The sequence below is a fragment of the Virgisporangium aliadipatigenens genome, from assembly GCF_016863615.1.
Taxonomy (GTDB): domain Bacteria; phylum Actinomycetota; class Actinomycetes; order Mycobacteriales; family Micromonosporaceae; genus Virgisporangium; species Virgisporangium aliadipatigenens.
The window spans coordinates 75,367-92,475 of record NZ_BOPF01000020.1; the positions used below are offsets into that span (position 1 = coordinate 75,367).

Annotated in this window: 11 protein-coding genes; 3 read left to right on the top strand and 8 right to left on the bottom strand. The window is 72.0% G+C overall.

The window, feature by feature from the left end; all coding sequences use genetic code 11:
* The first annotated feature begins 7 nt into the window (after positions 1–7).
* Positions 8–709 (top strand): CHAT domain-containing protein, encoded by a 702-nt coding sequence (locus Val02_RS25970; protein WP_203901823.1) that lies wholly within the window; start codon positions 8–10, stop codon positions 707–709.
* The gene (locus Val02_RS25975) at positions 706–1,236 is read left to right on the top strand and encodes a DUF6232 family protein (RefSeq protein WP_203901824.1); all 531 of its coding nucleotides are present in this window, start codon (positions 706–708) and stop codon (positions 1,234–1,236) included. The genes Val02_RS25970 and Val02_RS25975 overlap by 4 nt, the downstream gene beginning before the upstream one ends.
* A 10-nt stretch (positions 1,237–1,246) precedes the next feature.
* Here the strand turns inward: Val02_RS25975 and Val02_RS25980 are convergent, their stop codons facing one another.
* The 6 genes from Val02_RS25980 to Val02_RS26005 are packed head-to-tail and all read right to left on the bottom strand — an operon-like array spanning position 1,247 to position 12,808.
* Positions 1,247–2,935 carry a hypothetical protein gene (locus tag Val02_RS25980; RefSeq protein ID WP_203901825.1) on the bottom strand — a complete coding sequence of 563 codons (1,689 nt, stop codon included), beginning with the start codon at positions 2,933–2,935 and terminating at the stop codon, positions 1,247–1,249.
* On the bottom strand, positions 2,935–4,035 hold the full coding sequence (locus Val02_RS25985; RefSeq protein WP_203901826.1) for a hypothetical protein: 1,101 nt from the start codon (positions 4,033–4,035) through the stop codon (positions 2,935–2,937). The genes Val02_RS25980 and Val02_RS25985 overlap by 1 nt, the downstream gene beginning before the upstream one ends.
* A complete protein-coding gene (locus Val02_RS25990) occupies positions 4,032–5,036 on the bottom strand; it encodes a hypothetical protein (protein ID WP_203901827.1) in 1,005 nt (334 codons plus the stop codon). Before Val02_RS25990 ends, Val02_RS25985 begins: the two co-directional genes overlap by 4 nt.
* The gene (locus Val02_RS25995; protein ID WP_203901828.1) at positions 5,023–7,371 is read right to left on the bottom strand and encodes a hypothetical protein; all 2,349 of its coding nucleotides are present in this window, start codon (positions 7,369–7,371) and stop codon (positions 5,023–5,025) included. Before Val02_RS25995 ends, Val02_RS25990 begins: the two co-directional genes overlap by 14 nt.
* Positions 7,368–10,526 carry a tubulin-like doman-containing protein gene (locus Val02_RS26000; protein ID WP_203901829.1) on the bottom strand — a complete coding sequence of 1,053 codons (3,159 nt, stop codon included), beginning with the start codon at positions 10,524–10,526 and terminating at the stop codon, positions 7,368–7,370. The genes Val02_RS25995 and Val02_RS26000 overlap by 4 nt, the downstream gene beginning before the upstream one ends.
* Positions 10,527–10,561: 35 nt before the next feature.
* Positions 10,562–12,808, bottom strand: a complete 2,247-nt coding sequence (locus Val02_RS26005) for a vWA domain-containing protein (RefSeq protein ID WP_203901830.1) — start codon at positions 12,806–12,808, stop codon at positions 10,562–10,564.
* A gap of 348 nt (positions 12,809–13,156) precedes the next feature.
* Between Val02_RS26005 and Val02_RS26010 the strand changes: the two genes are divergently transcribed.
* Positions 13,157–15,514 (top strand): CHAT domain-containing protein, encoded by a 2,358-nt coding sequence (locus Val02_RS26010; protein WP_203901831.1) that lies wholly within the window; start codon positions 13,157–13,159, stop codon positions 15,512–15,514.
* Between the two features lie 4 nt (positions 15,515–15,518).
* Here the strand turns inward: Val02_RS26010 and Val02_RS26015 are convergent, their stop codons facing one another.
* Positions 15,519–16,046 carry a hypothetical protein gene (locus tag Val02_RS26015; RefSeq protein WP_203901832.1) on the bottom strand — a complete coding sequence of 176 codons (528 nt, stop codon included), beginning with the start codon at positions 16,044–16,046 and terminating at the stop codon, positions 15,519–15,521.
* Between the two features lie 7 nt (positions 16,047–16,053).
* A complete protein-coding gene (locus Val02_RS26020; protein WP_203901833.1) occupies positions 16,054–16,932 on the bottom strand; it encodes a M48 family metallopeptidase in 879 nt (292 codons plus the stop codon).
* Between the last annotated feature and the right edge of the window lie 177 nt (positions 16,933–17,109).

Genomic DNA, 17,109 nt, shown 5'->3' on the forward strand with positions numbered 1-17,109 from the left:
GAACGCGATGCGCGACGTCTTTCTCGGGGACAACATCAACGGCGACAAGGTCGGCGGTCACAAGTTCGTGCTCGGCGCGCGGGAACCCACGCCGTCCCCACGGGTGATTCTCGTAGCCTCCGCCGACCCGCTGCGTTCCTCGCACACGCGACTCGACGAGGAACAACGGGCGATCGTCCGCGCCGTCACCATGGCTCACGCGCACGAACGCCTCACGGTGCGGGGCATCGGCGCGGTGCGCTTCACGGACCTCCGTTCGGCGCTGCTCGCCTCCCGCCCGACGGTGCTGCACCTCAGCGGTCACGGCACCGCACGCGGCGAGATCGTATTTCTCGACGACCACGGGCTGCCGCAGACGGCTCCCGCCGCGGTGCTCACCGGACTGTTCCGGATCCTGCGCGGCGAACTGCGGTGTGTCGTCCTCAGCGCGTGCTTCACCGACGCTCAGGCGGTCGCCGCCGCGGCGCACGTGCCGTGCGTCGTCGGCATGTCCGGGCGGGTCGCCGACGCCGACGCGATCCGTTACACGGCGGCGTTCTACGACGGCTTGGCGCACGGCGGCGACGTGCGGACGGCACACGAACTCGGACTGCTCGAGCTGGAGCGGGAGCGGCTGGGGGAGCACTGTCCGCCGGTGCTCGTCGCCGGCCGCGGCGTCGCCGAGAGCACATTCATCATCGACCCCCTACCGGATGAGGAACGCCGATGACCCATGGAAGTGACAAGATCCAGGTGCGGGTCCACAACCGCATCCTGTGGGTGGGCGATGACGCGTATCCGCTGCCGAACATCGCGTCGGTGCGGCCGAAGACCATCGTGCCGCGCCGGTGGGCCGCCGTCCGCGAGTTCGTCGTGCGGGTCGCGCGCCCCGCCGGCTACATCGCCGGCGGGACGATCGTGCTCGCCTGCCTCGGCGACAAGGCGCCGTTCGCGCTGCAGCTCGCACTCGCGCTCGTCTCCGGGATCGTGCTGGCGCCGCACGTCGTCCGGCTGGTCCGCCGGCTGCGGCAGCCCTGGCTGTACGCCCTTCTCATCGGAGTGGGGAGCGGGCAGACCGCGTTCGTCATCAACTCGGATCGGGCGATCGTCCACGATTTGATGGAGCGCATCGTCCATGCCGTCAACCACCCCACCGCCGAGTTCTCCGTCACCGTCGAGCATTGGGGCGACTGGGTGCTCGGCGACAAGATCGGAGGCGACAAGGTGGGCGGCGACAAAATCGAGATGCCGTCCTGAAGCGGCGCGGTCAGAGTCCCCCGCACAGCACACCGAGCAGCACCAGCACGACGCCGAAGACGACGCCGACGGCCAGCGACACCGGTTCCAGGACGCCGCGCGCCAACAGTCGCGCCGCGAAGGCACGGGGCAGGGGCGGCTCCGGCGCGGGCCGTCGCGCGACCGGTGCGGGATCGTCGGCGAGCACACCCTGGTCGCGCACCCATCGCAGGCCGAACGCCGGCAGCAACGGTTGCAGGGCCTCGCGTTCGGCCGCGTACCGGGCGAGCGCGCGGGCGGTGCCGACGTCCGCCCGTTCGGCGAGCCGCGCCACCTCCGGGACGCCGTGTGCGGAACCCAGGTCCGCCGCGGTCGCGTACCGCACGAGCGTCTCGTGCGCGCTCATCAGTTCGAGGCGGGACGGCTCACGGTCCGGCGTCGGCCGCAGCGCACCGGTCAGCGTGGCGGCCCAGCCCCGTTCCCCGGAAAGGAAGTCGCGTACGAGCCGGCGGTCGTCCACGGACGCCGCCGCCCCGTTGCGACGCATCTCCTCCAACAGCGTCAGCGCCTCGTCCCGGCGGACCGACCGACGACGCAACCCGCGCACAAGCTCCGCGCCCGGCCCGGCGACCGCGCCCGGAGTCTCCGGTGCCGACGACGGTGCGCCGCACGATACGTCGGGTCGCGGCGGCGCGTCCCACGGACCTCCCTCTTTCGGGAACGTCGATGCGCCCGACCACTCGACGGCAGGCACCGTGACGGTCGACGGCGGGCGGGGTGCCGGCGCGACGCCCGGTTCCACCGCCCACTGCCCGGACGGCTCGGCACCGACACGCAGCGCGCGGCTCAGCACCGACACCCGGCCCGCGACGGTGTCCGCGTCGAACACCCCGACGTCGCGCAGGCGCGCGGAGAGCGCGGACGCCGGTTCACCGCACCACTGGACGAGCCGGCGCGCCACGCGAACGTAGTCCTCGCCGACCTCCTGCCCCTCGACGACGGGCTGACGCAGCCTGCTCCGGCCGCCCAGCACGGACGGCGGCAGGAAGAGCACGCGCGGCAGATCCCGCCCCGAGTCCTGGTTCTCCCACGTCGAAAAGGTCCACACCGGCGGGTACAGCCCGGTGTACATCGCCTGCATCACGTCGACGAACATCCGGAATCCCGGCATCGGGTCGGGATCGTCGGTGAACACCGACAGCGGCTGCTCCTCCTGACGCAGCGCGCGACTGACCAGTCCCACCAACCATGGCGGTTCCTCGCCCACCCGACGCGGCATCCGTTGCCGGGACTCCGCGCGCAGCCGTTCGATCGAGGTGGTGTGCAGCGTCGCGCCGGCCTCCGTCGGCATCACCGACCGCCAGCCGCTCCACAGGTCGAGGTCGAGGGCGCAGTCGACGGTCAGCCGGTCGTTCGGGCCGATGAGGGCGTGCGCGACCTCCTGGCCGTGCGTGCCCTGCGGCGTGCGCACCCGCCGCAGCAGCGCGGCCTCTCCGCTCTCCGGCCAGGCCATGTAGAAGAAGCTGCACTCCGGCGGCGGCTTCGTCATCAGCGACTCCATGCGGGCGTGCGGTGACAGCCGCGCGTCCCATTTTCGCTTCTCGTCGTTGGAGTACAACGACCACGCCGCCGGGCCGAGCCCCGGTTCGCCGTAGCGGTTGCCGCCGTTCCACGCGAAGTGGATCTGGTGGATCACACCCGGCCCGTCGTCCTGACGCATCAGACGCCGACCTCCCCCGCGCGCGCACCGCCGAGGACTCCGCACATGGCGAAGAGCGCGACGAGCGGTTCGAGCACGCGGCGCGGGCGGACACCGCGCGGGTAACGGTTCCCCTGCGGTGCCGGTTCGCCGCCGGTCGCGGAGACGAAGTGCAACGTGCACCGCCGGAAGACGTGCGCCGGTTCCAGCCAGGGCTGTGCGTTCGGCTGCCGGTGCAGGAGCGCGTACACGTCGCGGCTCTCGGCGCGGATCAGGTCCGGATCCGGTTCGGGGCCGGGGCTCTCGTGGCGCATCCAGAAGTCGGCCGGGTAGCGGAAGCGCAGCCGGTCGGACTTGCTCACGACTATCGTGGCCGGCACGTCGACGAAGCCGCGCGTGGCCGGGCGCACCGCGGTGATCCGGTTGAGCGTCGCCTGGAACGACGTGTCCCGGTCGGCCTCCTCGGCATTGCTGTCACCGACGACACCGAGCGCGCGTCCCGGATCGGCAAGGAAGATCAGCGCGCCTGCGCCGAGCACGAACCGGGCGGGTCTGCTGCCCTCCCGGAAGTCCTCCCCCGAGATGTCGAAGAAGACGACCGGCCAACTGCCGGTGGCGCCGGAGACGAGCAGCGCGTCGACGTACTCCAGCCGGGTGCCGGGATTGGTGCGGGCCACCTTCTCGCCGGCCATCAGCGGATTGACGAAGTCCTGGGTGAAAGCCTCGTGCCGCGCCTGGTCCAGCGGCGCCCACCGCAACCCGTACCGGTGCAGCCCACCGCGGATGATCTCGCCGATCATCGCGGCGACGAGGTGTGTCTTTCCCGTCTGGCTGCCGCCGACGAGCCCGATCACCAGCGGCGGCCGCTGCATCGGGTACAACCACGGCAGGTAGTGCTCGAGGTCGGTGTCACCGGACGGGTTGGGACACCGACGGTACGCCGTGCGCAGGGTGTCGATCCGCTTCTCGGGGGAGGCGATGCGGTTGAGGTCGAGCGGTTCGTACGCCAGGTTCGCCCGGTCCCACCGGTAGATCTCGTCCTGGGTCCACGACACGTCGTCCTGACAGATCGGGCACCGCACGTGCTCGCCCGCGCCGGAGGTGTACCGTTCCACCCTCATCGTCTCCTCTTCGCGTCGCTCGCGCGTTTGCCGCCCCACCAGCGTCGCGGCGCCGGAGGCGCCGGTGCCGGCGCGGGAAGCGGTGCGGCCGTCGCCAGTGATGCGCGCTTGCGCTCGGCAAGGCTCGCGAACACGGCCGTCCCCCGGTCGAAAGCCGCGTCGCACAACGGTTCCGCGTGCGGTGGGGTGGCGTCGGCCGGGATGCGGCGCAGCAGTTCGGCCACCTCCGGCCGGCTCTCGGGCGCGGCCGCGAAGACGCCGTCGAGCAACGCGCGCAGCGCGGCACTGTGATTGTCCAGCACCGGTCCCGTCGGGGGCGGCCGTCGGCCGGTGGTGGCGAGGTAGATGAGTGCGCCCGCCGACCACAGGTCTGCGCCGCTGTGTGCCGATCCCCGGCCGGCGAGCTGTTCGGGCGACGCGTACGGTGGTTCGCCGCCGGGTCCGCGCGACTCGCCGTGGAGGGCGGCCCCGCTGTAGTCCCAGATCTGCACCGTCGAACCGTCGAAGCGGACGGTGCGCGGATCGATGCGCCCGTGCACTACCCCGGCGGTCTGCAGGGCGAGCACGCCGCGCAGGATGCTGCACGTGAAGCGTTGCTGCGCCTCGGGAAGCAGTTCTCCGCCGATCGTCGACAGCGGCTCACCGCGCGGCTGCGCGAACAGCACGAAGGGCAGTTCCCCGTCGGTGTCGTAGCCGACGAGTCGGTCCAGTTCGGCGGGATAGGACGTCGGGTAGCGCCGGGCCAGCCGCACCCCGATGCGCACCTCGTTCTCCAGCAGGTCGAACAGTTCGTCGGGCGAACCGGCGTCGTTGGGCCGCGGCACGACCCGCTGCGTCACCGTCACCCCGCCCGGCAGAATCAACCGGCGCGACGGCAACGGGCTGCCCGCGCCGATCTGCCAGTCCTCACCGCGCGCCGTGTGCGTGCGGCGCCGGCCGTCCGGGCACTGGTACCGCAGGGCCGTCTCGACCGCGCGCAGCGGCGAGTCAGAGCGTGGCATCGCCCTCCCCCTTCGGCCACACCAGTTCCACGGCGCCGGCCCGCAACGGCACCAGCCGGATCGCGCCCGCGAGATAGCCCGACGCCGTCCAGACGATTCCCTCCGGCCCGGCCGGATCCTCGATGTCGGCCAGCAGCCGTTGTGCCGAACGGGGAGCGAACCGGACCGTGGCCGGACGATCCGTGCCCTGCAAAAGCAACAGATCCTCGGCGGTGCACAGCTGAACCAGCCGGTCGGTGCCGTGCACCGTGACGGTGGCCGCGAACCGGCGCCGCGAGCCCCATGCGCCGATCATCGCCGTGTCGGCACGGGAGCCGGATCCGGCGAACCACGGACGCTCGTGGATGTTCCTGGTGGCGAGGTGCCGGTCGTAGTCGTCCAGCACCCGGGTCATGTCCTCGGCCGCGCCGGGGCGCACGCCGTCGACGCCGCCGTCCCGAACGACCTGCAGGCGCGGCACCAACACCTCACGCACCGCGTCCGTCACGTCGGCGGTCACCACGGCGCGCAGGTCACCACCCGCGTCGGACTCCACCGGTTCGCGTTGTCGCGGCAACGCGTGGTCGTCCGATGTGGACGGTTGCGCGATGCGCCGTTCCATCGCGTCGGCAACGTCCCGCAGCGCACCGGCGAGCGTCGCGGCGGCCTCCGCCAGAAAGACGCGGACGTCGGCCAGCACCCACTCGGTGGCGGCGACCCGGCGCACCAGCCCGTCGATGCGGTCGCCGACGTCCGCGAGGTCGTCGAGCCCGAGCCGCCCGGACCACTCGCGGACGGCGCGGCTCCACCATTGGCGCAGCGTCAGCAGCAGCACCGTGAGCGCACCGAACCAGACGACGCACGCGACCGGCAACGACACCGCCACCACCGCCGCAACACCGCGACCCGCGGCGACCCCGACACCCGCGACGCCGGCGTGCGCCGCGAGGGCCCGGTGCCAGGCGCGGGGCGGTACCGACGGCACCGGGATCCGCGCGCGCACGAGGAGCACACCGCCGAGCCATGCGGACGCCGTCGCGACGCCGAGCGCGATGCCGACGATCCCGGGTCCCGTCGAGGCGAACAGGACGGAGACGGCGACGGCCGCCAGCACGAACCCGTTCGACGGCCGCAGCGGGAAGGCCGGCGGTCGCGAGAGCCGTTCGGCGAGCGTCGTGGCACCGGTCGTCGACAGCCCGCCGACGTAAGCGGCGCTTCCCGACGGAACGGCGCGCTCGGAGACCAGCCGCAGGTCCGCCGCGAGGTCCCGCAGCGGTCGCCGGCCGATCCGGTCCTCGACGGCCTGTGCGAGCCGCTTCGCCGCCGCCGCCCGGTCGACTTCCGCGGGCGGTGTCCACAGCACACCGTGCCGGGTCAGGTCGGCGCGCTGGTGCGTGCCCGGCGCGGTGCGACTGTGGAACTGCCGGAAGAGCGCGGCGACGTTCTCCTGGCACCGCGTCACGGCCCGTCCGGCGTCGGCGAGCTGTCCCCGCACCGCCGCACCGGAGCGACCCGGGGCCACGAGCCCGAGCAGTCCGGAGGTGCGGCGTACCGTCCGGTCGGCGTTCCGGCGGAGTTCGGCCACGATGCCACCGGTCCGGGCGAGAACGCTGTCGCGCCCCACCGGCTCGTAGCCGACCGGCACCAGGTCGCCGTCTCCCTGGAGAACGTCGTGTCCGCCCTCCAGCGACAGCCCGGCCCCGGCACCACCGTCCGGCGAGGCCGGCCCGGCGACGGCGTGCAGCGCGCGACGCAGGGCGCCCCGAACGGCGTCGGCGTCGACCTCCCAGGCCACCGTCAGCAGGCCCGGGCTGCACGCGCCGGAGGGCAGCCGCCGCACCTCGGCGACGACGCGGTCGAACACGTCCGGTACGCACAGCGCCTCGATGAGCCGTTCGAACGGAGGAACCCGATCCACCTGGACGCTGCCCGGCTCACGGACGCCTCCGCCGGGACGCCACGCCACACCGTCCGGGTCACCGACCCACAGCACCGGGGTCCCCTCGCCGCCGACCATCGGCGTCGCGCTCAGCGCGCGTCCGGCGGAACGGTCGGCCGGCGCACCGACGGCCACCACGATCATCGAGCCGACCCGCCGGGAGCGGAAGATCGCCCGGTACACCTCGTGGTTGGCGGTCAGCCGGTCGGCGCTGTCGATCGCCACGGCCCGGGGCGTGTCGTCGGGCCGGTCGGTCCCGAACCGGTCGTCCGGTCCGTTGTCGCGCACGCGCATACCGAGCTCCTCGAGCCCGTTCAGCGCCGCGGTGAACGCCGCGACCGCCTCGGCCTGCCCCCGACCCCGCAGGTCGACCACGACGACGGAACCGTGCCGCCGGGCCGCCCCGACGACGGTCATTGCTGCATCACCTTCTCGAGGTCCCGCAGATTGACCGCGACCGGATTGCTGACGCCCTCGAACGGCAGGTCCAGCGCCTCCGGCACGAGCTCCTGCCACACGTTGCGCAGCAGCCCGGCGTAGCCGCTCCCGGCCGGCAGCGTCGCACGCATCTCGTCGAGGACCGCGACCTCCGTCTCGGCCAGGTCGCGCACGAGGACATACAGGTCGCCGGGACGGCGCGGCGCGGCCTCCAGCCCGTCCGGGAGAGTCCGCATGAGCTGTTCGCAGAACGCCCGCCGGATGTCCTGGTCGTCGGTGATCGCCCAGTCCTCGTACGCCCGCAGCAGGCTGGCCCACGACGACGCGCGGGCGAACGGCCGCAGTTGCAGGTCCATCGAGACGGCGTTGCTGGTGCCGAGCCGCACCTCGATCAGCTCGGGGCTGGAGGGCTTGCCGGACTTGACGGTCACCCGGTCGTTCCACAACGCGCAGAGGAACCGTTGCATGATGCGCACCCGGTGTTCCTTGGTGGTCATCAGGTACCCGAAGTCGTAGCCGACCCGCTGCCGCCACTTCAGGAAGTCCTGCGGCTCCTCGGCGCGCACGGCGCCCGCCCATGTGCGCAGGACCTCCCGCAGTTCGGGCACCTCGGTGACCGCCATCGACGTGCGGAAGAAGACGACGGTGACCGACTCCGCGTTGACCGGCCGGTACTCGACCACGGTGTCCGACGAACGCTGCAAATAGATCTGGCGGTCGAGATAGGCCTCGATGTCGCTGTCGGCGGCCAGCGCCGGATACGACACGAGGACCTTCATCCGCCCGTGCCCCTGCGGGGAGAAGCCGCCCGGCACGAACGAGGCGATCTTCTGCTGGAAGTGCGCCAGGTCCTCGTCCCCGACCGGCACGCGCGGCTTGCCCGCGGCGGCGGCCAGCAGGTCGGCCAGTGCCGGCAGCAGCGGCTGTTCCCCCGGCTCCTGCTGGCGGAACAGCTGCTTCACGATCTGCTTCAGCATGTCGCGCACCAGGTTGACGGCCTGCGCCGGCCCGCGTTCGACCCCGGTCTGGTACGCCTTCACCCACACCTCCGGCGGGATCAGCGCGGTCAGGATCTCGCCCGGCGACGAGTTCGCCCGCAGCTTCAGGTGCTCGCCGCGGTAGCGCACGATGCGGCGCAGGGTGTTCTGGTAGAACAGCTCCAGATCGGAGCCCTGCGGCGGGAGCAGGTAGGAGACCCCGACCCGGGTCCGGAAGAGGTCGCGTACCCGCCCCGCGTCCCGGGCGGGACTGTGCTGAGCGTGCTCCACGAAGGCGTCGGTGACGGCGGTGAGATCCCGGCGCAGCCGGCGCACCTTCCGTTCCCAGCGGCTCGTGTGGTCTGCCCAGGCGAGGCTCCACGCGCGCTGCGTGCGCCACTGGTACCACATCTCCTGCAGGCGCAGCATCTGCTGAACCTCCGGATCGCCCCACTTGAGCCGGCGCAGCCCGTACAGGCTGTTGCTGACCTTCGCCAGCTGCGGTGCCGGCATCGCCACGCCGGCCGGCGGCTTCGCCTCGGCCCGGCGCTGCTCCAGCACACCCGCGAAGCCGAGCCGGTCCAACGGTTCGGCCAGTCGGGAGTCGCCGAGCATCACCCGCCGCACCCGGAAGAGGTCCGTACCGCCGCGCAGCAACTGCTCGACCGCGCGTTCCGGGTCGAAGCCGGCCGCGAGTTCGGCTACCTGGCCCGGCAGTTGCTGCTCCAGCACGTGCACCGCGTTCTCCATCGACCGCACGCGGGTGCGCAGTGTCGTGGCGATGGCCTCGGCACCCTTGGCCGGCCCCGGCTCGCTGAACGACAACATGGTGCGCAGCCGCAGCGGTTCCAGTTCGCTGTGCGTGAAGCACCGCTCGATGAGCGTGCGGTTGAGCTCCGCGCGTCCCGGTGCCGGCACGGAGAGTTCGTCGACCGCCTCGCCGAGCAGTCGCGAGCTGACCACGTCCGCCAGTTCGTCCACCGGAACGGACATCGACGCGACGAGGCTCGTGGAGACGCCGCGGTTGCCGACGCCGGTCGACGCCGGCACCTCCCGTTCGACGCCGCGGTTGATGAAGTCGTCGGCGAACGACTGGTAGATGCGATCGTTCGCCTTGCCGGTGTCGTCGTTGCGGCCCTCCATCGAGGTGCCCACGAGAGAAATGACCAGCGAGGCCACCGAGCGGTGCAGGTCCTCACGTTCGACGCCGGCGCTGCGGCTGAAGAGGAACGCCGTCTGCACCGTCGAGGCGCGCAGGCGGACCTCACCGGCGACCGGGTAGCGCACGGCGAGCGCCCCGGTCACGCCGGTGTCGTTGAGGCTGGTCTGCGCCGCCTGGCCGTTCTGGTCGTCGACGAGACGGAACAGGTCCAGCAGCGCCCGGCCCGCGTTCAGCTTGGCGGCCCGGCCACCACCCATCCCGTCGTCGAACGCCGACGGCATGAGGACCAGCGGGTAGATGCGCGCCCGGTAACCGTTGCGCTGCAGGGCATCGCCGATCAGGTGCAGGTAGTCGAAGAAGATGCCGCTGCCGGTGCCGCCCGCCACGGAGAACGCCACGAACACGTCGCACGTCTGGCGCAGCGGCCCGCCGCCGAGCACCGCCAGGTCGCCGCCGGAGTTGTTGAGCGCGCCGATGGCGTTCTCCAGCGGGCGCAGGGCCGTGTCGAGGCCGCCGCGGAACGTCTCGAACAGCGCGGCCCGGCCGACGGTCGGCAACTGGCCGGCGCCGCGTTGCAGCGGGGCGACCTTCGGCTCCCCCGCCGGTGGCGGCAGCCACTCCTCGACGTACTCGTTGATGTTGACGCGCAGGCTCTGTGCCACCTCCGGATACGTGTCGACCGGCGGCACGAGGTCGGAGGCGAGGTGCAGTGTGCGTTCGGCGGCGTGCGCGTGCTGTTCGGTCGCCACGACGCGGGTGCGCAGGCGCGCCAGTTCCGCCTCGTTGAGATCGGCGTACACGAACTGCAGGCACGCCGGCAGTTGGAACGGCAGGAAGCCCTTGCCGACCATCAGGTCGACGAGTGCGGTGCCGTCCGGGCCGCACAGTTCCTCGCGCAGGCGGCGTTCGAGTTCGGCACCGACGAGGCAACCGGTGCCGCCGAGGCCCACAAACAACATCGGCTGATGAAGCGTCATCGGCCTGTAGTCCGACATGCGCCGTCCCTTTCGTGGTCGTGTCGCTCGGGCGCTCAGATCTGGTTGTAGGAGGAGTCGCTGTTCTCGGTGCGCTGGGGCGGCACGCCGATCCCCGGCATGTCGAAATCCGACACCCCGGGCCCCGGCACCGCGGCGCGCCCGTCCCGGTACGACAGGCCCAGGCGTTCGTCGAGCATCTCGGGAGCGCCCTCGCGCAGGGTCAGCCGGACACCGTCGGGCGTGCGCACCTTCACCGTGCCGCCGCGGTCCCGGGTCATCACGTAGGCCGGTTCGGCGCCGACCGGATGGTCGATGCGGGCGTCGCGTTCCCGGGGATCACGGATGATGAAGCGGAATTCCCGCGCCGCGTGCCGCGGTGCGGAGAACGGCCGCTGCGCACCGTCGCAGTGCAGCACGGCCACCAGGTCCCGGACCTCCACCGCACGCCGGCGCCGCACGGCCCACACCACCGCGGAGACCACGCCCAGCACCACCACAACCGCGGCCGCCACGAGCAGCTGCCACCACGGGCTCCGCTGCCACCACGGCGGCGGGAGCTCCACGACGAGGGTGTACTGCTGCACGTCGTAGCGCACGGCGGGATCCGCGTCGTCGACCACCTCCACCCGCACCGTGGTGGAGCCGGGTCGGTTCTCCGCGCCGACCGCCACCACGACGGGCACCTTCACCTGTCCCGACGGCGGAACGACGGCCGTGGCCGGCGAGGCGAGCGTGACGACGACGTCGGGGTTGGCGGCGGTCAGCACGACCCGGACGCTGTGCTCCCGCCCGGAGGTGTTCTCCACGGTCACGGCGCCCTCCACCCGCTCACCCGGCGCGAGGCGCGCGGGCGGGCGCAGGTTCAGCTGCGCGACCAGGTCCTGGCCCGGGGCGCGGACCCGGGTGCGGAACGGCACGGTCGAGTCGGCGATGCCGTCGCCGCTGACCGCGCCGGAGAACTCCAGCGCGCCCGTGGCGGTCGTGGGCACCGAAAGCGTTCCCGTGTACTGGCCGTCGCCGGCCCGGGCGTCCGGCGCCTTCCCGTCGTCGGCCATCGCGAACTCCACCGGGCTGAAGCCGTCCCCGGACAGCTTCGCCCGCACCCGCAGGAACTTCAGCGCGCCCGGCTCGGTCACGGCACCGGCCCGGGTGGCGACGGTGAGGGCCACGGTCACCGACTCGCCGGGCGGTGGGCTCGGCGGCGAGACCGTGACCGACGAGCGGACGTTCGCCTGCCAGATCACCACGGCGCTCACCTGTTGGCGGGGCACGTCCGGGCCGGACGTGAGACGGACCCGCCATCTGCCCGGCTTCGGGTCGCGGACCCGCAGCACCTCGACGGCGCTGTTCTCGCCGCTCACCGAGTACGTGGCGCCGTCGCGGGTGCCCGACTTCGGCGCCGCGGTGTCCGAGTCGGGCGGGAAGTAGCTGACGGAGATCCGCGGGTCGTTCTTCAACACCGCGATGGAACCGTCGGTGCTGATCGGCGGCACGTCCACGGTCAGTTCGACGGAGGTCCCGCTGTTGAGCCAGCCGCTGCTGAGCGCGCCGACGTTGCCGCAACGGGCCGCCCCGAACGCCCGGAACAACTGCTCGGCCACATCCCGGTCACTGTTGACCAGCCGGGCCGACGGCGCCGGGGCGTCCGGCGCACAGGTGCGTTTCGAACCGCGCGCGGCGAAGTCGTCGAGTTGTGCCTTGTCGATCCGCGACGGGTCGCCGAATCCGAGTGGCCACACCTGCACGCCACGGTCGGCGGCGATCTGCAGGCTCGCGTTCATCGCCTGGCGCGCGGCGGCGTTGCGCTCGACCGGCGTAGCGTCCGGACCGCCCCACGACGGGCTGCGTCCGACGTCGAGCGCACCGTCGGTCAGCAAAAAGATCATCTTTTGTTGTCCGGCGTCGGCCGTGCCGATGATGGACAGTGCGTCGTTGAGCGCATTGGCGAAGTCGGTGTCGTTTCCCTCGGAGTCCTCACGACGGCGCAGCTTCTGCACGCATTGCGCGAGCGAGTTCCGGTGCAGGTCACTGTCCACCTTGGTCAGTGGGCACACGTTGTCGACGGGACTCTGCCCGGGCGCGTTGGAACTGGCGAATCCGACGACCGCGAGTTCGGACTCCGGCGCGAACTCGCTCTGCGCGATCAGTGCCGCGGCGCTCTTCTCGGCGCTGAGCTGTTCCGGCGTAAGGGATCCGGACTCGTCGACCAGAATCACCGCGCGCACCGGCATCGGATCCGCGCCCGCGGGTGGCGCCGCCCGGACGGGAACTCCCGGCACCACGAGAAGCGTCACAAACATGCAGGTGCACATCAGGAAACGATGCATACGCGAAAGAATTTCGTTCACTTTCCTGCCCTCGTCGGGGAGCGGAAACGCTGTCCGATGACTGCTGCTGACAAGCCTCCCGAGAATCACCGCCGGCGCAACAGCCCCGGAACCGACAACCTCCGACACCTATTCGGCCACAGTGGATGGTCGTTCGGCGACCGCGGTCACCCGGTGGAGACGAACCGACGGGGCATGACATCGGCCGTCGGACGCGTGCGGTCACCCGTTCAGGTCACGCATTGGCGCCGATTGCACCGGCCCGCCGCGACACGTCGCCGGTACTGTGTCGCATGTGTCCCAGCCGCATCGGTGCCATCGATGAGTCTGCTTCTGCGCGCCGTCGACATCGTCGACAGGTACCGGTGGCGTTGGCTGCTTGTGGAAAGTGCGACGGGCCGGCCACTGGCCGACCATCCGGTCGGACTCGACCCGTCCGCACCCGAGATCGCCGCGCTCACGCACCTGTACACGCACATCCGGCAGGCCGCCGACGCCGACGCGGAAACCGCACGTCTCGGCGAGTGGATGGGAACCCAGGTGCTCGGCGCGTCGATCGGCCGGGCCATCGTCGCCGAGCGGCCCACCGTGGTTCTCGTCGAGGGCGCCGCACGCGTGTGCCCACTCCCGCTCGAACTGTCCGCCGTCGACGGCCGTTCGCTGGCCCGACGGGAGGACATCGTCCTGGTCCACGGCACGGACTCGATCGACCGTCCGAAAGCCGACATCGGTGAGGCCCTACGGATATTGGCCGTCTTCAGCCAACCCACCGACACGACCGCGCTCGCCCTGCGTCGTGAACGCTTCGCGCTGACGACGCTCGTGCGCACCCTCTCCGCCCGGCACAGCCTCGCGATCGAGCTGGACGTGCTCCAGTACGGCGTCACCCGCAAACACCTGTCGGAACGGATGACCCTGCGCGGAGGACCCGACCTCGTGCACATCTCCGGCCACGGCACGGCCGGCCACCTCATCCTCGAACATCCGGACGGCGCCCCGGACGTCGTCACCACCGACGAATTGGTGGAACTGCTGCGGCCCGGCCACCGCCGCCTGAAACTCGTCGTCACGTCGGCGTGCGAATCGGCGGCCACGGGCGCCTTCGACGGCCGGCGCTGGTTGGGTCTCCCGCACGTGCACACGCCGGTCGTCGCCGCGGCGGCGCCGGATCCACCGGAGAGCCTCGCCCGCACGGTGGCCCGCGGCCTCGAGTGCGCGGTGCTGGCGATGCGCCACCCGGTCACCGACGAATACTGCATCGCCCTCGCCGACGAGCTGTACCGCGGCCTGTTCCACCTCGAACTCCCGGTGGACACGGCCGTCGCGCGCGCCGTGCCACGTGCCGCCGGCCCGCACCCGTCGCGCGGTCGGCCCGCCCTGTCGGTCTTCACGCCGACGCTGCACGGGGCGAGCGCCATCGGGCTGGCCCTCGTGCCCCCGCGCGGCACGCCCCGACTCGACGTGCACGCCCCGTCGATGGCGGCCTTTCCACCGGAACCCGCGTGTTTCGTCGGCCGCACCGCGCTGCTGACCGAGGCGGGGCGGGCCCTGGCGCCGCGTTCCGGACGGACCGCCGTGTTCCTGCACGGGCCCGCGGGCATCGGCAAGACGGCGTGCGCGCTCGAACTGGCCTACCGCCGCCAGGGCACGTTCGCGGTGTGCGCGTACTGGATGGCGCCGCCGGCGGACGGTTTCACCGGGGCGCTGGCGGATCTCGCCGGTGCGCTGGAACGTCAGCTGCGACCGTTCGGATTCACGATGACCGACTCGGTGCGGGACGTGGCGCAGCTGCGGGCGTTCCTGCCGCGCCTCACCGAACTGCTCGAGGTGCAGGGGCTGCTGCTGGTGCTGGACGGCGTGGAGACGCTGCTGACCGCGGACGGCCGCTGGCGCGACCCGCGCTGGGAGGGACTCGTCGACGCCATGGTCGGTCACGGCGGCGAGTCCCGCGTCGTGTTCACCGGCCGGGTCGTGCCGATCGGGTTGCGGGGCAACGAGGTGAGCGCGCACGAGGTGCCGCCGCTCAGCCTCGACGAGACGGCGCTGATGATCCAGGACCTGCCGCGGACCAGGGATCATCTGGACGCGGCCGACCATGCGCGGCGCATCGAGTTCGTGCACGCGGCGGGTGGCTTTCCGGGGCGGCTGCTCGACGCGGAGGCGCGTCCGCGGGAGTCGTTCGCCGTGTCGGCGCCGACGCCGCCCGTCTTCCGCCCGCCGGTGGTGGCCGCGTTCACGCCACGTCCGCCGTCCCCGCCGGCCGTTCCCCCGCCGCGGCGGGAAGAAATGTCCCCCGGTGCGACGGTGGCGGCGCTCGCCCGTGGCGTCGCCGGGATCGAGACGCACCCTTCCGGACGGACTCTGTTGGAACGGAAGCTGCGCAGGCTCGCCGGCGTCTCCGATCGTGAGACCACCGTGGCGTTCGGCAGGTTCTCGCTCGGCGCGGCGGCCCTGCTGACGGACCGGGCGCTGTATTGGTACGACCGCACGTCGTCCACTGTGGAAGCCGTGCGGTACCCGACGTTTCCCACCCGGCTCTTCCGGCCGGTGGACGGCCCGCCCGGCGTGGACCCGACGCACATCGACCTCGGCGACGGTGTGCCGCGACCGGTCGGTACGGAGGCGGCGGACGTCGCCTCCCTGCTGCGCGCCGTCGGCGAGGCACTGCGGGGCGCGTGACCCGTCACGCCAGGCGGGCCCCGCAGCCCGTGCAGTAGCTGCCGCCGCCGGCCGGGCACCCGCAGGCCCCGCACGTCTGACCGTCGGGACCGGTGGCGCCGGCCGGAAGTCCCACCGGCGCGGGCACCCGGCCGCTGTGGCGTTCGACGGCCCGCTCCACCACCTCGATCGCCTGGTTGTCCATCCGGGCGGACTGCACGAGGCCCCACACCTGCGTGGCGATCACCGGCCAGAACACGAATGTCGCCACCAGTGCCGGCAGCGCCAGCTGTCCGAGCACACCCACCCCGGCGCGCGCGATGACGGCACCGCGCTCCTCCTCCAGCCGGATCTTCAGCGCCGTCTGCATCCCGGCCACCGAACGGAACACACCGCTGCGGGTCGCGTCGACGTCCCACGCCCCGCCGCCGCTGCGCTGCACCACCACCTGGAATCCCTTGCTGGTGAAATGGTGCGTGAGTTCCTGGACGACGGCGTCCATGTCCACCGGCCCGTCGGTCCAGATCCGGCGTTCCGACTTGAACAGTCCCACCGCCGGCTCACCCGGCCACGGACGGCTGCGGGTCGTGCCCGAGCGGCACGAGTGCGGTGCCGCACCGCTGGCAGTGTCGCCACCCCGGTTGCGTGCGGCCGCCGCAGGTCCCGCACCGCGGTGCGGCCCGCACACCCGCGGCCAGCGCCGACAGCCGCGCGAACGTCTCCGAACGGGCCCACTGCCGGATCTCCATCACCCGCACGGCCAACAGCGGGTGGGTCGAGGACTCCTTCACCTGCCACTGGATGAAGCGGTCCCACTTCGTCTCGCCCATCGCCTCGTACTCGCGGCCCTGCTCGGCGAACGACTCCACGCTCTGCGTGTACCGCGAGTCGTAGCGCAGGCCGGCGAAGCGGAACATCACCCGCGTGATCGTGTCGGTGTCGCCCATCCACGCGGCGGCGGCGCGATCGGCCGACAGCTCGCTCTTGCGGTGCCAGTTGGACAACGCCATCCGCAGCGGACCGGACCCGAGGTTGAGAGCGGCCGAGGCAACCGGGATGCTCGCCGCGCTGCCGACGTCCGTGACCGCCTCCAGGAACTGACCCATGGAGTGCAGAAGCACGTGCTTGCACAGGATGTGGCCGCACTCGTGCGCGATGACCGCCTCGATCTCGTCCAACGCCAGGTGGTCCAACAGCCCGCTGAGCAGCGTGATGGAGGTGCGGGTGGTGCCTGTCGTGTACGCGTTCACCGGTCCCATGGAAAGGAAAAGCTCCGGCTCGTCGATGCCGAACGCCTCACAGATCGGCGGCAGCAGCCGGTAGATCTCCGGCAGCTGCCTCGGCCCCAGGCGCAGACTCTCCGCCAGTTGCGCGTTGCGGGTCAGCCGTTCGCTGTAGTTCTTCTGGTAAAAGAGCACGCCCTTCTGCAGCGCGCCCATGGATTCGAGATGGCGGCGTGCTGTTTCGTCCGCCGGATGCAACAGGTCACTTGCCGAGAACGTGAACACCTTCACCACCGGGTCATTCGGAAGCAAAACAACGGGTGGATGGACGCTAGGACGCGTCGTATCTTGATCGGAACCGTTCGGGCGTTGCGTTCTGTGGACGGGTTGTCG

Bases quoted from the DNA above. Each gene is read 5' to 3' on its own strand.
- Val02_RS25970 (WP_203901823.1), top strand. From the start codon at position 8: ATGCGCGACGTCTTTCTCGGGGACAACATCAACGGCGACAAGGTCGGC.
- Val02_RS25975 (WP_203901824.1), top strand. From the start codon at position 706: ATGACCCATGGAAGTGACAAGATCCAGGTGCGGGTCCACAACCGCATC.
- Val02_RS25980 (WP_203901825.1), bottom strand. From the start codon at position 2,935: ATGCGTCAGGACGACGGGCCGGGTGTGATCCACCAGATCCACTTCGCG.
- Val02_RS25985 (WP_203901826.1), bottom strand. From the start codon at position 4,035: ATGAGGGTGGAACGGTACACCTCCGGCGCGGGCGAGCACGTGCGGTGC.
- Val02_RS25990 (WP_203901827.1), bottom strand. From the start codon at position 5,036: ATGCCACGCTCTGACTCGCCGCTGCGCGCGGTCGAGACGGCCCTGCGG.
- Val02_RS25995 (WP_203901828.1), bottom strand. From the start codon at position 7,371: ATGACCGTCGTCGGGGCGGCCCGGCGGCACGGTTCCGTCGTCGTGGTC.
- Val02_RS26000 (WP_203901829.1), bottom strand. From the start codon at position 10,526: ATGTCGGACTACAGGCCGATGACGCTTCATCAGCCGATGTTGTTTGTG.
- Val02_RS26005 (WP_203901830.1), bottom strand. From the start codon at position 12,808: ATGTTTGTGACGCTTCTCGTGGTGCCGGGAGTTCCCGTCCGGGCGGCG.
- Val02_RS26010 (WP_203901831.1), top strand. From the start codon at position 13,157: ATGAGTCTGCTTCTGCGCGCCGTCGACATCGTCGACAGGTACCGGTGG.
- Val02_RS26020 (WP_203901833.1), bottom strand. From the start codon at position 16,932: ATGGGCGCGCTGCAGAAGGGCGTGCTCTTTTACCAGAAGAACTACAGC.